A 16043-nucleotide genomic window follows, 5' to 3' on the forward strand; every position below is an offset into this window, starting at 1 on the left:
CTGAAATGGTCAGTTTTGCGTTCCTTCAGCTGATGACGAGACTCTGACCCGGAATGCAATAACCAGCGCAGCAGTAAGCATGATACAGGCTGCAGTAATGAACACCCCCGTCACCCCGTTGAGGCCATATATCAGACCACCTATTGCTGCACCCGCAGCAATGGAGGATTGAACGGCGGCGACCACCATACCCCCTGCGCTCTCGGCCTCATCGGGAAGAGTCCGGGCGACCCAACCTGACCACGCCACCGGTATACCACCAAATGCCATCCCCCACAGCATGACCAGCGCAGTAAGCCCGGCTATTGATAACGGCAGAGTGATCATACCCAGTGCCGCTGCTCCCACCAGAGCAGGCATAATAATCAGCGTAAAACGCAGGCTGCGTTCCATCAGCCACCCTGCCGAAAGTGTCCCGATAAAGTTAGCAACGCCAAACACCAGAAGTATTAATGCCAGCCCTTTTGCGTCAATGTGTGCCAGTCCTTCCAGCGCAGGCCGTATATAGGTAAACAGCGCATACTGGCCGGTGTGTGCAAGCACGCACCCCAGCATGCCCACGCTCACGCCCGGCCTCTGGAGCAGAGAAAATACGGATGCCGTCCTGGTCCTGACTACCGGCGGCATTCCGGGCAGCGTCAGCCACTGAAAAATGAAAGAGAGTGCGCCAACCGCAGCAGCAGCAATAAATGCGCTACGCCAGCCAGATATCTCGCCCAGATAACTTCCCAGTGGTACGGCAACAACAGTACCTACCGCGATTCCACTGAAAATGATCGACAGCGCCCGCGGTACCAGCCTCTCCGGCACTAACCTCATCGCTACCGCCGCTGCCATACTCCAGAATCCACCCAACGCGATACCCAGCAGGATGCGCATTGCCAGCAGCATGACAATACCTGAAGAGAGCGCCACGAGCAGATTTGAGAAGATCATAAGGGCGGTAAAGCTCAACAACACGATGCGCCGGTCCAGCGCACGCGTTAATCGCGGTATCAGTAATCCGGCAAATAACGCAATCACCGCCGTCACTGTTACGGCCTGTCCTGCAAGAGACTCTGACACAGCCAAATCCCGTGCAATAGGCGTTAATAAGCTGGCAGGCAGGTACTCTGCGGTGAGCAGGCCAAAAACACCCATGGTTAACGAAAAAACCGCAAGCCAGGCTGGCTGGATTTTCTCATCTCTTTGCACTCTTTCTTTGTGAACCCTGATAGAAGTTTCATCCGTCATTTCTAAGTCTCCTGGAAAATAGTTTCAGGAGAAGAAGTCTATTCAGGCGCAGCTGGATGATCTATGCTCTAAACCCCTCACTTTTTTACCCAAAACCCGAATAGGCATATGACTTCATCCTTCGCTCTGTCATCAGAACTCATCAGCGAGCTGCTTTCCGGCCTGCGGCTATACGGCGTGCGATATCAGCGTATCCAGACGGGAGATACGTTTGGCCTGAACTTCGCAAGCAGGCCCGGTCATGCTTATCTGCACTACGTCGCTGTAGGGGAGATGGTGCTCCATAGTGCAAACGGTGAAGTTCTTACGCTTTCAGCCGGAGAGGCTGTATTTCTTCCCCACGGCGAACGGCATCAGCTTTTGTCGGCAACAGCCGCCGACGTGCTTGATATCGACAATATTGAAACGGCACCACTCGATGAAAAAGTGAGTGGGATTGATACCTGCCCGAGTACCCAGGAAACGCCAGGTGCTGTGCTGTTTTTTGGTTGTATGAAAATTGATCTGGGAAGCATGCAGCGGCTGGCGGATGTGCTGCCTGAAATTATGCATGCCGATGCAAACGGGATTAAGTGGCCGGGACTCATGCATATCCTTGATGCGATGAAGCGTGAGATATGCTCCGGACGCGTGGGCTATGCAGGTATTCTCGCCAGGCTTGCCGATGTGGCTGGAGCGATGTTTATCAGAGGATGGGTGGAGGATGGTTGCGGCAATAGCCCTGGCCTGGCTGCAGCACTGCGCGATCCGCGTCTGGCTCAGGCCATCCTGGCAATTCATCGCGAACCGGGCCGCGACTGGAGCGTGGCAGAACTCGCCGCCGAATCGCATATATCCCGCTCCGCATTCGCCGAAAGGTTTCAGACCACTATCGGCGTCCCACCGCTACGGTATGCAACGGAGGTAAAGATGCATCTCGCTGTCCGCTGGCTGTCGTCAGAAAACATTACCGTCGACACCGCATCGCAACGGTTAGGATACTCCTCTCAGGCTGCTTTCAGCCGGGCTTTTAAGCGTGTAACGGGCAAGTCTCCAGGCGCGGTTCGTTTGCTTAGCTAATGGTGTTTTATCCTTAGCGGGAATAGCAGTAATCGCGACCTGGTTTTACTTCCTTTGTGCTCCAGGAAGTGCAGAACAAAATGAATCACATTAAAAACAGTGTCCGCTACTGGCATATAGCGATCATCAGCCCGATGACAGTCCACTTTGTGACAGGAGCGGACCTTGCAAACATCATTTTTTTAATAAGCAGATAACGGGTTAGGCCATGTGGACTTCATTGACCGCGCTCCATTAACTCTAGCGCCTGCCCATCGGGACTTTGTAAATATATTACTCTGGTTCCCTACATGGGACCTGATAAGACCGCCTGAGGTTTACCTGGTGTTTTCCAGCCATACTCCGATACTTTGCTCAAGAGCGTATCAAGGTCTTCAACTATAAACGCAAGGTGAGCATAGCCAGGGATGTAGGGTGCTGAAGGTTCTTCTGGCTGTTTAATGTTATCGTATTACAGTAATTCAATTTTAATACCAGCCAGTTCAAGTAACGCCATTCGTACATCAGCCCCCCTTGCGCCTGTGACTTCATCAATGATAGGCCCAGACATTTTCCCTTCGCGTAATAACACCCCTCCAAGAATATGAGTCCAGAAGAGTAGTGACTCTTCAATGTTTTTAACTGAAAAATCGACGTAATCCGCTCTTTTTATCATGAAATTACCTGCTGAGTTTCAAAAAATGAGCACCGAACTATCTGAAATCTGTACTTTAGTACTTCACGATAAGTGCGGAGGTAATTTACTGATCAAAACATATAGTTAAGCTTGGCCTGAATGATATCTTTATGATTATCCACCGTGAGAGCTATGCACGTTAACTCATCCCTGTAGAAAAATACGCGACTGCGTCCCAAGCCTATATCAATTATAGAAAACCTGCGTTCGTCCGCTTTTCGCTCGGAGCGGACATGCTTGCGCGGCGTAGTCCACTCTGTGCCAGAAGCGGCACCTCACAAAGCTGAGTCCTTTCCTGAGATGGAGTCAGTCAAAAATAGCGCTGAAACGGCGGTAAAATAAGTTGTGATTAAGTGGCAGTTATTTACGCAACTTTTTATTGAAAAAAAGCAGCATGTCGCAAAAAACTGATTCAAACGTTTTATGAAGCGCTGAACGGCAGGGTGTTAAAAAATGTATCATTTTTAGTTTTAAAAGAAATTTATCTAAACCAGCTAAAAGATTTAATTTAAATTTTGCGTCATATTAATGCCGGTAATATGAAAGCCATTGTTATGATACAGTGCTTTGGCTGAGGCATTGTTCGGGGCTACTCTAAGTCCGACTTCATTGATGCCCATTTCTTTCAGCACTGTTTTCATTACGTTCAAGGCCAAACCGCCGAATCCACGACTGCGCCAGTCGGGATAAATGTAGAAATCACTTATCCACGCTGATGACCCGGTGAGGGACAGCCACAGAATGCCAATAATCTCTTCTGGTTCATCAAGCTGTTGAATACACCACAGCTGATTAGCTGGAGTCGCAACGCCTTTAGTTAACACGGTATCAATAGATTCTATGGCTTTGGCTCGTGCTTTTTCAGGGCGATATTCCCGATTTTTTTGTAGATCCTGCGCATATTCATTGATGAAAAGAGAACGATAACTTTCGAATTCTTCTTCATTCATATCCCTCAGAGTAATCATGCTCTCTTCCTGATTAGGTAATTATGCACTGAAGATATCACCTGAACGCGGGTTTTCAAGCGTCTCTGTTAAAAGAATTTTTTTCTATCAATATCGACCACCGCTGATAATGTTGATATTTCAGAATAACCAGCAAAACTACACCAACTCATTATTACTAAGATTCACCCTTCGCTTATATCAGGCCGCTTTGTGCAACAAGAAAACGTTGTCTACGGAACGGTAGCATTTAGATTATTCAGCTCATTAACGTGCGAACCGGCGCGAACCGATGACGCTGAGAATGATCCCTAGCGTAACCAGCAGCATCAAAGGACTCACCGTTTCCGAAAGCAGTAAGGCGGAAAGCCCGAGGCCAAAAAACGGCTGCAGCAGCTGCAACTGACTTACAGCCGTAATGCCACCGGTAGCTAATCCTCTGTACCAGAAAATGAAGCCGATCAGCATGCTGAAAAGGGAGACATAGCCCAGCGCCAGCCAGCTCCCGATGTTTATGGCATTGATATTTTCTGGCATTGGTACGTCGCGCTGTGCCTGGTGGCCGTCGATACTGCGCCAACATCAGACGTTGCCTGGGTCACGGTTTATTCAGCTATGTCGAACAGACCTTAATGCGATGAAACAAATACTGACGCTTGCTGTACGGGCGGAACGGCGAAGTGACGCTGCATGCGTTTTATCTCCTCAGCCGGCGGCAGCCCAAACAGGCGTTTGAACTCGCGATTAAATTGCGACGGACTTTCGTAGCCGACGGCATAACTCGCGGCGGCGGCAGTGATCTGCTGACGCACCATCAACATCCGCGCCTGATGCAGGCGTACCGATTTCACATACTGCATCGGCGGCATCCGGGTTATTGCTTTGAAATGGCTATGAAATGTCGGCACACTCATGCCGGCGTCCATCGCCAGTTGTGTCAGTGTTAACGGCTCAGCATAGGTCGCATGGATGCGCTGCAGCACTTTACCTATTTTGCCAAACTGTCCCTGCAGGGCCAGTGCGGCGCGCATTGCATTGCCCTGTGCGCCCGTCAATACGCGGTAATAAAGCTCACGCACCCGCGCAGGGCCGAGGATCGCCGCATCAAGCGGATTGTTCAGGACTTCAAGCAAGCGCAGCACGGCCGTTTTTACCGCGTCGTCCATCGGGCTAGACATCATGCTTTGCGGCGCGACGGGAGGATGCGGGACATCATGTTGTTCAATCTGCAGCATCAGTTCCGCGGCCAGTTGAAAATCCAGATGCATATAAATCGCCAGCAACGGATGTTCTGCTGACGCCTCGGTTTCCATCACAAACGGCACCGGCACCGAAACTGCAAGATAATGCTGTTCATCATATAAATAAGTCTGCTGACCAAAATAGCCGCGCTTGCTGCCCTGGCAGACAATCACGATCCCCGGATCGTAAAGCACAGGCGTTCGGGCAAGCGGGCGATCGGCACGCAAAATTCTCACGTCAGGCAACGCAGTAAGGTTATACCCCTCCTGCGCCGCCAGTGCTTTCACTAAGGTCATCATCCCCGGCATCACAGCACCTCATAAAATCAGGCAAGAAAAAGAGAAGATACGGCCTGAAAATGCAGCAGAACATAAAATACTATGCAACTTCCACAGTTCAGGGGAGTTTTTTTATGACATCTGTAAAAACGATTTTAATCACCGGCGTCAGCAGCGGCTTTGGTCAGGCGCTGGCACAGGAAGCCCTCGCCGCAGGCCATCGGGTGGTGGGTACCGTTCGCACCCGCGAAGCACAGCAGGCTTTCGAGGCGCTCAATGTGCAGCGGGCTTTTGGCCGTCTGCTTGATGTCACCGACTTTGAGCGTATTGATAAGGTCGTTGGCGAGATTGAGTCTGACGTCGGTCCGATTGATGTGCTGGTAAACAATGCCGGTTACGGCCATGAAGGCATAATGGAAGAATCATCAATCACAGAGATGCGCCGCCAGTTTGACGTGAACGTGTTTGGCGCAGTGGCGATGATCAAAGCCGTGCTACCAGATATGCGCCAGCGCCGTCGTGGCCATATTATTAATATCACCTCAATGGGCGGTTTCATTACCCTGCCCGGCATCAGTTATTACTGCGGCAGCAAATTTGCACTGGAAGGAATATCTGAAACGTTAAGCAAAGAGCTTGCCCCGTTCAACATACAGGTGACAGCCGTGGCACCTGGCTCGTTTCGCACCGACTGGGCCGGGCGATCAATGGTTCGCAGCGTTCGCAGCATTCCGGACTACGACGCGTTGTTTGATCCTATTCGCCAGGCTCGTGAGGAAAAAAGCGGTAAGCAACCTGGCGATCCTGTAAAGGCAGCCCGCGCCATACTGGCAATCATTGAGAGCCAGACCCCGCCAGTGCATTTATTGTTAGGCAGTGATGCATTACATTTAGTGCGGCAAAAGCTCACGGCTTTAGGCAAGGAAATGGAACAGTGGGAAGCAATAACACGTTCAACGGATGGTTAATCCGCGACTGAAACAGTGAGTACGCTGGAACACGTTATATGGCCGGTCGCACTGACGGCCATTTCGCGCGGGCCATAGTGCTGATGCTTTTGCAGCACGGACTTCGCTTCGTGCGATTGCGTCCGCCCTGCGCTCAACGCCGACTGTAACCCAACGGCAGAAGCTGAACTTGCCGTATACAATCTGACGCCTGGCAATCCTGTCGGTTAGTGCCCCCAACCGGCGTCCTTTTATGGCCTGCCGCCGCACCGAAAAAGACTTTAAACTATTAATATTGTTACCCTTAGTTGTGTTTTTTTCCGGGAACGTTGAAGGACTGATTTATGAATACATCGTTATCACTGGAAGAACTGGGTCCACGCATCTGCATTATGGGACCCTCAAACAGCGGTAAATCAACGCTGGCTGATGCGATAGCGCGTAAAACATCTTTGCCTTTAATCCATCTGGATCAACTGCATCATCTGCCGGATTCAAAATGGGTCCCCCGGAAACCAGAGGATTTTTATCGGTTACATGCTGAGGCGGTGCAAAAGGAAAAATGGGTGATGGAGGGCAACTATACAAAATGCATACATCCACGACTCGAACGTGCCACAGGGCTAATCCTGCTTGATGTACCGGTGCCGATAGCGTTGCTGCGCTATATTCGCAGATGTTACTCATCAAAACCCAGAATCGGCGGGCTCAAAACCGGCAGGGAGAATGTTAGCTGGGAGATGCTCAAATACATTGCGCTTATTGCGCCTGCAAACCGCCTTCGCTACAGGACGCTGTTTGAGCAGATTACGATCCCCCGGCTAATGCTGACGTTACCCCGCGAGATTAACGCCTGCTATCAACGCTGGGATCTCAACAAATAGATGTTTCAGTAGTTGATGAGACTGAGCCGGTAAGGTCATTGGGTAATCACCAGAGAAGCCGGGCTTTGTGGTCATGCGATGGATGTCCTGTTTCAGAATTCAGTCCTGCGGCCAGCCTGATGGGTGTCTGCATCAGCGCAGTGTCTGCCCCACTTCAACGCGCGCTTTATAGATGAAAACCGGTTTGCTGATATGCGGTGGTTCTTACGACGGTCTGAACAGCCGCCGTTGAATCATCCGGATGGGGTGAAGGCGGGATGTTTCCTCATTAACCTTTTTACTTCTGATTTCCCTTCAGCATAAGCGGGCGGATGCCCGCCGGTAGCAACCCAGGTCGTCAGACGTAACCCATCATTTTCAGCAGCGATTGCACCTGATTCATCGCCTCCGTACGATGCGTCACGCCCAGCTTCTGGTAGAGATTGCGGATATGCGTTTTGATGGTGGTGGACGCCACCGCCAGCTCGCCGGCAATTTGATCGTTGCTGTAGCCCGAATAGATCAAGCCCAGCACCTGCCATTCACGCTGCGTCAGCGGACTGGTGCGGATCAATTCCGGCACGTCAGGATGGTTGAGTAACCGGCTGACAAATCCCTCATCAAAATGGGCGAACTTATGACGGTGGTATTTGTTGATCTCCAGCAGGATCCGCCGGGCACGGTGATTGTCCAGCTCATTCAGGGTATTCAGCTGGATCAGCTGGCGCAGTTGCTGAGCCATCATCTCGCCTTCAATGACAAAATGACTGATAAAGCCGGTACTGCGCGCCAGTTTCAGCGCCTCGATCAGCGTGCGCTGCGCGTCGGCTTTGCGATCGGTTTGCCAGTAAATCTGATTAAGCAGCAGCAGGTTACGATTCAAATCGCTCATCAACCGCAGGGCGCGAGCATTTTCATTCAGCTCCTCCAGCACCACTTCCGCCTGGCTGACATCGCCGAGTAAAATCTGCGCCCGGGCGATGTTGCGCCACTGTCCCTGCAGGAAATGGTTATTGGCGAAAGCCGGTTTCGGCGTTTGCCGCATCCAGTTGCTGGCGCTCTCGTTGTCGCCGGTCATCTGCCAGTAGATCACCCGCACTTTATCGGCGTTAGCGATCCAGTCGCTGTGCCAGTTGCCGTTATTCAGCAGGTTTTCCAGCCGATTGAGGTAGCTACGCGCATTATCCAGATTGCCACGCGCCAGCGAGCACTGCACCAGCAGCCCCAGACACTGGATCTGCTGTTGCGGCTGAAAGCCGGTCAGTACTTTGATGCCTTCGCGTGCCGCCTGCTCTGCTTCCTCCAGCCGTCCCCACGCCCACAGCAGCTGAGCGCGGATCCGCAGCAGAAATTCATGCAGCGGAAACTGCGCCAGGTGCTGCTCGTCGACCAGCACAAACGCCCGGCTCTGGATCTCATAGGCCGCCTGTAAAAAGCCCTGAGCAAACAGGATTTCACTCTGCTGAATCAGGCTCCACAGCGCGTAGTGCCAGACTTCATCACGGCGCGCCATCTGTTCAGTCTGGCGCATCAGGTTAAGGGAATTGTCTAAGTCGCCTTTGCAATGCATCACCTCACCGTGCACCGAGGTCGCCACAATGCGGCTGTAGTGACGGCTGGCGGGCAGGATATCCAGTGCCTCTTTCGCCAGTCGCTCCGCCTCATCGGTGTTGCCATCATTGATCGCCACCTGAGCGCGCAGCGCATTAAATTCGCCGCGCAGCGCGTCGTCAATCTCGCAGCGGCTGGCCTGTTCAAAGCGGGCCAGCAAACTGTCCACTTCGGAAAAGCGATGCTGACTCTGCATCAGCCACGCCTGCAGCAGCACCAGCATCGGATTTTCCAGCATCATCTCCCACGGCAGCGCTTTCAGGGAGTTTTCCAGCAGCGGCAGTTCGCTCTGATTAAACAGCGTCCAGGCGTGCTTCAGCAGCACGTCGCGCAGCATGCTGGCATCGCCGGAGGCCAGCGCATGATGGATCGCCTCGCCGGGAAAGCCCTGCGCCATCCAGCTTTCCGCTGCGGCCCGATGCAGTGCCGGCAACTCCGCCGCCAGCTCCCACTGACAGCGCTGGCGCAGAAAATTGCCAAACAGCGGATGGTAGCTGAACCAGCAACCGGAATCGTCCATCCGCTGTAAAAACAGCCCCTGACGCTCAATTTCTTCCAGCCGCATCTGGTCGTTCTCTTCGCGGGTGACACCGGCGATCAGCTCATCGTTCATTGAGCGCAGCAGCGCGGTTTTGAGTAAAAAATGGCGGGTCGGCAGGTCGACATTATCCAGCACCTCTTCCACCAGATAATCGGAGAGATGGCTGGCATTGATGCCGGAAAGGCGCCGCGCCGAGTCATGTGCCGCGCTGGCACCCTGGCGCGCCGACAGCACGATCAGCTGCAGCGCGGTAGCCCAGCCTGCGACGTCATCGCACAGCTTGCCGCTCTCCTCGCTTTCCAGCGGCGCGGCCAGCCGGCAGTCGAAAAACTGGCGCGCTTCCTGATGGGTAAACGCCAGCTGCTGGCTGCCGAGTTCGATCAGCTGCTCACGCACCCGCAGGTTAGCGATGCCGAGCTGGGGCAGATTTCGTGACAGCAGGATCAGGGTCAGATTTTCGGGTTGATGACGCAGGAAAAAACGCATCGCGTCGTGAATAACCGGATTGGTGATCAAATGGTAGTCGTCAACGATCAGCCACAGCGGCTGCTGCCACTCCACCAGCTCAATAAACAACTGAGAAAACAGGGCGTTGAGATTAACGTATTGTCGCTTCTGCGCCAGTAATTCACTGCGCGGACAGCCGCCGTTGCTGGCCTGTTGCAGTGCAGCAATCAGGTAGTCGGCGAACCGCTCCGGCTGATTGTCACCCTCGTCTAACGAATACCAGCCAAGATGCGTTTTACCCGCCGCCCACTGCGACACCAGCGTGGTTTTGCCGTAGCCCGCCGGACTGGTGATCAGCACCAGCCGGTAATTGCCGGCAGCGGTCAGTTTTTGCAGCAGTCTTTCACGGATGACGGTGCCTTCAAGGCGAACCGGGCGGCTGAGTTTTGAGGGTATTAGCATGGGCGCACGTTTCTCCGTTCACGTCAAGCGCATCATTATTTTACGCTTCGTAATTATTCCTTACACACGTTCAGCCATTCGCCTGGTGAATGCAAGCAAACCCATTAACTAAACTTTACAAAAGCGCGCGAAATCACACTCCTGGCATGCTTTCAGATTAGCCTCAGCCTCTCCACCCTCCCTATCCTCCTGGTCTAATTCGCTTCAGGAGGAGGAGCCTTATCTGTCGCACGGGCAAACTGGTGTCACATTGACCCATTTACTGTTCTGACAGGACACCAACCATGACACAGCCCGTATTTAACCCCGAACATTTTACTGCTGCCCTGACGCGTCAGTGGCAACGTTTTGGTCTGCGCGATGCGCGTGAAATGACTCACGCTCAGTGGTGGCAGGCGCTGAGCGGCGCGCTGGCCGATCTGCTGGCGGCACAGCCTCCGGTTGCGGCAGACAGTTCGCTGCGCCACGTCAACTACCTGTCGATGGAGTTTCTGATTGGCCGGCTGACCGGCAACAATCTACTGAACCTCGGCTGGTACAACGCGGTCAATGAGGCGCTGGCGGGCTGGGATATTTCACTGACTGAGGTGCTGGAAAATGAAACCGATCCGGCGCTGGGTAACGGCGGCCTCGGGCGACTGGCCGCCTGTTTTCTCGACTCAATGGCGACGGTCGGACAGCCTGCCATCGGTTATGGGCTGAACTACCAGTACGGTTTGTTCCGCCAGCGCTTTGAAGACGGCGCGCAGCACGAAACCCCTGATGACTGGCAGCGCGATCGCTATCCGTGGTTTAACCATAATGCGGCGCTGAATGTCGAAGTAGGTCTGGGCGGCAAAGTTACCACCGTCGACGGACGCCCGCACTGGCAACCGGCATTTGTGCTGCAGGGTGAAGCCTGGGATCTGCCGGTGGTGGGCTACCAGAACGGCGTCACTCAGCCGTTACGCTTGTGGCAGGCGAAACATGCGCAGCCGTTCAATCTTAACCGGTTTAACGACGGTGATTTCCTGCGCGCTGAACAGCAGGGAATCGACGCCGAAAAACTGACTAAAGTGCTCTACCCGAATGACAATCATCAGAACGGCAAAAAGCTGCGTCTGATGCAGCAATATTTCCAGTGCGCCTGTGCGCTGGCCGACATTTTGCGCCGCCATCATCAGGCCGGACGCAGCATTGAATCGCTGGCCGATCACGAAGTGATTCAGCTCAACGACACGCACCCGACGCTGGCGATCCCTGAACTGATGCGCCTGCTGCTGGATGAGCATCAGCTCAGCTGGGATCGCGCCTGGCAGATTACTCAGCACACCTTTGCTTACACCAACCACACCCTGATGCCGGAAGCGCTGGAGTGCTGGGATGTGCGTCTGGTGCGCAGCCTGCTGCCGCGCCATATGATGATCATCAATACCCTCAATATCCAACTGAAAACCCTGGTTGAGTCACGCTGGCCGGGCGATGAAGCCAAATGGGCGAAGCTGGCGCTGGTGCATAACAACCAGCTACGCATGGCGAACCTGTGCGTCACCAGCGGCTTTGCGGTAAACGGCGTTGCCGCCCTGCACTCCAAACTGGTGGTGCAGGATCTGTTCCCGGAATATCACCAGCTGTGGCCGGAAAAATTCCATAACGTTACCAACGGCATCACGCCGCGTCGCTGGATCAATCAGTGCAACCCGGCCCTGAGCGCGTTAATCGATAAAACGCTGCAAAAACCGTGGCTGAACGATCTTGATGCGCTGCAGGGCCTGGAGGCGTTTGCCGACGATGCGGCGTTCCGCGCCGAATATCGCGCTATCAAACAGCAGAACAAAGTGGCGCTGGCCAACTGGGTTGCCAGCCGTACCGGGATTGAGATCGATCCTGAGGCGCTGTTCGACGTGCAGATTAAACGCCTGCATGAGTACAAACGTCAGCATCTGAGCCTGCTGCACATTATTGCGCTGTGGCAAACGCTGGTCACCGATCCGCAGGCGAATCGGGTGCCGCGCGTGGTGCTGTTCGGGGCCAAAGCGGCACCGGGCTACGCGCTGGCGAAGAACATCATTTATGCCATCAACAAAGTCGCGGAAACCATCAACCACGACCCGCGGGTCGGCAACCGTCTGAAGGTGGTGTTTGTGCCGGACTACAACGTCTCGGTGGCAGAGCGTCTGATCCCGGCCGCCGATCTCTCCGAGCAGATTTCCACTGCCGGTAAGGAAGCCTCCGGCACCGGCAACATGAAGCTGGCGCTCAACGGTGCGCTGACCATCGGAACGCTGGACGGCGCTAACGTTGAAATCGCCGAACAGGTCGGCAGCGAGAACATCTTTATCTTCGGTCACACCGTAGATCAGGTGGTGGCGTTAAAGGCTGACGGCTATGCCCCGGCGCAGTGGCGTAAGAAAGATCATCAGCTCAATCAGGTGCTGCAGGCGCTGGAAGATGGCACCTTCAGTCAGGGCGACTGCGCGGCCTTTGAGGAAATGCTGCACAGCCTCGGTCCGCAAGGCGGCGACCCGTATCTGGTGCTGGCCGATTTTCAGCCCTACCTGGATGCGCAGGCGCAGGTGGAAGCGCTGTGGAGCGATCAGGATGGCTGGACGCGCGCTACCATCCTTAACACCGCGCGTTGCGGCATGTTCAGCTCCGATCGGGCCATCCGCGACTATCAGCAGCGCATCTGGCAAGCCACGCGCTAAGGAACGCCATGAAAACCGAACAGGTACTGGATCAGTTTTCTCTGGCAGGTATTGCCGCCGAGTATATTAATGCCCACGGCCAGCCGCAGGCGATTCCGACCGACACCCGCCAGCGTTTGCTGGCGGTGATGCAGCCGCCGCGACCGGCGACCACGCCGCTGCCGCCGGTGGCGATTTTTCGCAGCGGCGAAGTACTGAGTCTCGCCCCGCAGCTCAGCACGGACGCGCACTGGCAGCTCACCCGCGAGTCGGGTGAAATCACCGCCGGGCGTTGCCAGCCCGGGCAACCGCTGCATCTGCCGCCGCTGGCAGAGGGCTATCATCAGCTGTCGCTGCAGCAGGCACATCAGCAGTGGTCCTGCCAGCTGATTATCGCGCCGCCGCGCTGCTATGAGCCGCCCGCGCTGATGGCGGGTGAGGCTTTATGGGGTGCCTGCGTCCAGCTGTATACCCTGCGTTCGGCAGAGAACTGGGGGATCGGTGATTTTGGCGACTTACGCCGGATGTTGCCGGCCATAGCCGCACGCGGCGGCGCATTTATCGGCCTTAATCCGATCCATGCGCTGTTCCCGGCTACGCCTGACAGTGCCAGCCCTTACAGTCCCTCGTCGCGCCGCTGGCTGAATGTGGTTTACATCGATGTGGCGGCGGTGGCGGATTTTCAGCAATCGCCTGCGGCACAGGCGTGGTGGCAACAGGCCGACACACGGCAGGCTCTTGAGCAGGCGCGTACGGCTGAGTGGGTCGATTATCCGGCCGTTACCCGGCTCAAAATTGATGCGCTCAGCTTAGCCTGGCCGCAGTTCGGGCAGCGCGATGCCGCCGACCCGGAGGTAAAAGCGTTCAACGACTTTGTTCAGCAGGGCGGCGAAAGCCTGTTACATCAGGCGTTGTTTGATGCGCTGCACGCCGACCAGATGGCGCAGGATAGCCAGCGCTGGGGCTGGCCGGTATGGCCGGAGGCGTTGCAGCAGCCCGACAGTCCGGCGGTGCAGCAGTTTCTTCAGCAGCACGGCGACCAGGTGCGATTCTGGCTGTGGTTACAGTGGCTGGCCGCCCGGCAGTTCGCCGCCTGCTGGCAGTGCTGTCAGCAGCAGCAGATGCCGATTGGACTCTATCGCGATCTGGCGGTCGGCGTAGCGCAAGGCGGGGCCGAAACCTGGAGCGAGCGCCATCTTTACTGCCTGGATGCCAGCGTCGGCGCACCGCCCGATATTCTGGGCCCGCGCGGTCAGGACTGGGGCTTGCCGCCGATGGATCCGCAGGTGATGCGGCAGCGGGCCTGGCAGCCGTGGATCGCCCTGTTACGTGCCAACATGCGAGACTGCGGTGCGCTGCGTATCGATCACGTGATGGCGTTACTGCGCCTGTGGTGGATCCCTGCCGGTCAGGGCGCTGCTAACGGCGCTTACGTGCACTATCCGATTGATGATCTGCTGGCGATACTGGCGCTGGAAAGTCAGCGCAACCGCTGCATGGTGATCGGCGAAGATCTTGGCACCGTGCCGGAGGCCATTGTCGATAAGCTGCGTGACGGCGGGGTTTATTCCTACAAGGTGCTCTATTTTGAGCAGACTTCAGCTCAGGGTTTTCGTCCGCCGGCCGAGTGGCCGCGTCAGGCGATGGCGGTGGCCACCACCCACGATCTCCCGACGCTGCGAGGCTGGTGGCAGAGCGATGATTTGACCACCGGAGACCGGCTTGGCCTCTACCCCGACAAGGTGGTGCTGGCCGGGTTGTATCAGGATCGGCTGCGGGCGAAGCAGGCGTTGCTGCACAGTCTGCACCGGGTCGGTGCCCTGCCCAAACGTGCCGGACGCGATGCACGCCGTACCCAGATGAGCAAAGCCCTGAACCGGGCGATGCAGCGGTATCTGGCGGACAGCCACAGTGCGTTGCTGGGTCTGCAACCGGAGGACTGGCTTGATATGGCGGCTCCGGTCAATATTCCCGGCACCAGCGACGAGTATCCGAACTGGCGACGTAAGCTCAGCGCCACGCTGGAAACGCTGTTCAGCGATCCCGCCACCGACTCGCTGCTGCGTGATCTGACGGCTCGCCGAAAACGCCTCGCTAAGAGATAAAGGCTGATTGAAAGAAAACCCCGGCTGCTGGCCGGGGTCATTTAGCGTTCAGCATCAGGCTGATGATAAGCGTCCATAGCCTGAGCCTGCTTTAACAGCGTTTCCCAGTCATCAGGGGGATAGCCGCCGTCAAGTATCATGGCAAAGACTTTATAAGCATCGCGCTTACTGCCATAAGCACGCTTAGTCTCTGAGTCATTCATCCACGCCAGAATAATGGTTTTGTACTGTTCGCTGTACCTGAAGAATAATCGATACTGCATTAGAAATTTTGCACGGAACCAATGCCTGTTGTGATCGCCCAGCGTGCTTCTCTGGCGGAACTTCGCCTGAGTCGGATCGGCACCGATTTCACTGTTAATGACTTTGAATACCGCGGCTAAAAGTTTGGTGGCTGCTTTTTTTTGGTAGCTTTCCGGGTGTTTAACCCGGAGTGATTCTACTTCATCCACTAAGGCAATCAGTTGCGACCCAAAGCAGGGATGAAGATAAATTTTCCATTCCTTTACAGCAGCACGATCAATCATCAGATTTACTCGTCGTCCGTGAGCGGTGCATCCAGATTAACATCCATTCCCGCGGTTAAGGATGCAATGCGTGTGACTAATGCGGCGTCCAGCGTTTTAATCTTCTCTGGATGCTGGCGCATATCATCCGCAAGGAAACTGAGAAAACTCGCCATAACCGGATCATCATCCGACACCGTTTCCTGCCGGCTGATAAGCACTTTACCGCCAGGAAGAACCGCATATTCAATATTTTCGCCAGGTTGCAGGTTCATCGCATCACGAACGGCAGCGGGGATAGTGGTCTGGCTACGTGCGGTCAGTCTCGAAGAAGCCCGCAGCGATACGTCAGCCTGAGTTAAATTTCCCATCATTCGCTCCCACAAAAAGGTAAAAAGATAACCTCATAATAATGCATCTGCATTGGCAATGCAAATGCATTATGTGCGCTTACAGGGTG

General features: G+C 54.9%; 11 protein-coding genes and 2 pseudogenes. 5 read left to right on the forward strand and 8 right to left on the reverse strand.

From position 1 onward, the window contains the following. Positions 1 to 9 precede the first annotated feature (9 nt). Positions 10 to 1233 (reverse strand): MFS transporter, encoded by a 1224-nt coding sequence (locus tag AABB92_RS11800; protein ID WP_046289306.1) that lies wholly within the window; start codon positions 1231 to 1233, stop codon positions 10 to 12. Between the two features lie 108 nt (positions 1234 to 1341). Between AABB92_RS11800 and AABB92_RS11805 the strand changes: the two genes are divergently transcribed. Beyond that, positions 1342 to 2292 (forward strand): AraC family transcriptional regulator, encoded by a 951-nt coding sequence (locus AABB92_RS11805; protein ID WP_031374384.1) that lies wholly within the window; start codon positions 1342 to 1344, stop codon positions 2290 to 2292. Positions 2293 to 2509: 217 nt separating this feature from the next. Here the strand turns inward: AABB92_RS11805 and AABB92_RS11810 are convergent. The 4 genes and pseudogenes from AABB92_RS11810 to AABB92_RS11825 all read right to left on the reverse strand — a co-directional run bounded on the left by AABB92_RS11810 (position 2510) and on the right by AABB92_RS11825 (position 5465). Continuing rightward, a pseudogene (locus AABB92_RS11810) lies at positions 2510 to 2947 on the reverse strand (VOC family protein). Positions 2948 to 3471: 524 nt separating this feature from the next. Continuing rightward, complete coding sequence (locus AABB92_RS11815; protein ID WP_031374383.1) at positions 3472 to 3936, reverse strand: GNAT family N-acetyltransferase; 465 nt, start codon at positions 3934 to 3936, stop codon at positions 3472 to 3474. A 246-nt stretch (positions 3937 to 4182) separates the two neighbouring features. Then, positions 4183 to 4434: pseudogene (locus tag AABB92_RS11820) on the reverse strand (EamA family transporter); the annotation flags it as partial. Positions 4435 to 4544: 110 nt separating this feature from the next. Further along, the gene (locus AABB92_RS11825) at positions 4545 to 5465 is read right to left on the reverse strand and encodes an AraC family transcriptional regulator (protein ID WP_031374381.1); all 921 of its coding nucleotides are present in this window, start codon (positions 5463 to 5465) and stop codon (positions 4545 to 4547) included. Between the two features lie 104 nt (positions 5466 to 5569). Between AABB92_RS11825 and AABB92_RS11830 the strand changes: the two genes are divergently transcribed. Both AABB92_RS11830 and AABB92_RS11835 read left to right on the forward strand, forming a co-directional pair. Continuing rightward, entirely contained in the window at positions 5570 to 6403 is an 834-nt protein-coding gene (locus tag AABB92_RS11830; protein WP_031374380.1) for an oxidoreductase, read from the forward strand. A gap of 323 nt (positions 6404 to 6726) precedes the next feature. Continuing rightward, positions 6727 to 7266: a P-loop NTPase family protein gene (locus AABB92_RS11835; protein WP_031374379.1), complete on the forward strand. Its 540-nt coding sequence runs from the start codon at positions 6727 to 6729 to the stop codon at positions 7264 to 7266. Positions 7267 to 7603: 337 nt separating this feature from the next. Here AABB92_RS11835 and malT read toward each other — a convergent pair whose 3' ends face one another. Then, entirely contained in the window at positions 7604 to 10306 is a 2703-nt protein-coding gene (malT, locus tag AABB92_RS11840) for an HTH-type transcriptional regulator MalT (protein ID WP_046289305.1), read from the reverse strand. A 284-nt stretch (positions 10307 to 10590) separates the two neighbouring features. On the opposite strand from malT, the gene malP reads away from it, so the two are divergent. Together malP and malQ are read left to right on the forward strand one after the other, a co-directional pair. Then, complete coding sequence (malP, locus tag AABB92_RS11845; RefSeq protein ID WP_031374378.1) at positions 10591 to 12993, forward strand: maltodextrin phosphorylase; 2403 nt, start codon at positions 10591 to 10593, stop codon at positions 12991 to 12993. Between the two features lie 8 nt (positions 12994 to 13001). Then, positions 13002 to 15077, forward strand: coding sequence for a 4-alpha-glucanotransferase (gene malQ / locus AABB92_RS11850; protein WP_046289304.1), 2076 nt, complete (start codon positions 13002 to 13004; stop codon positions 15075 to 15077). A gap of 41 nt (positions 15078 to 15118) precedes the next feature. Here the strand turns inward: malQ and AABB92_RS11855 are convergent, their stop codons facing one another. Both AABB92_RS11855 and AABB92_RS11860 read right to left on the reverse strand, forming a co-directional pair. Beyond that, positions 15119 to 15604, reverse strand: a complete 486-nt coding sequence (locus AABB92_RS11855) for a type II toxin-antitoxin system YhaV family toxin (protein WP_031377704.1) — start codon at positions 15602 to 15604, stop codon at positions 15119 to 15121. A 5-nt stretch (positions 15605 to 15609) separates the two neighbouring features. Next, positions 15610 to 15957, reverse strand: coding sequence for a type II toxin-antitoxin system PrlF family antitoxin (locus AABB92_RS11860; RefSeq protein WP_371316239.1), 348 nt, complete (start codon positions 15955 to 15957; stop codon positions 15610 to 15612). Between the last annotated feature and the right edge of the window lie 86 nt (positions 15958 to 16043).

It is taken from the genome of Pantoea brenneri (assembly GCF_038594305.1).
GTDB classification, from domain to species: Bacteria; Pseudomonadota; Gammaproteobacteria; order Enterobacterales; family Enterobacteriaceae; genus Pantoea; species Pantoea brenneri.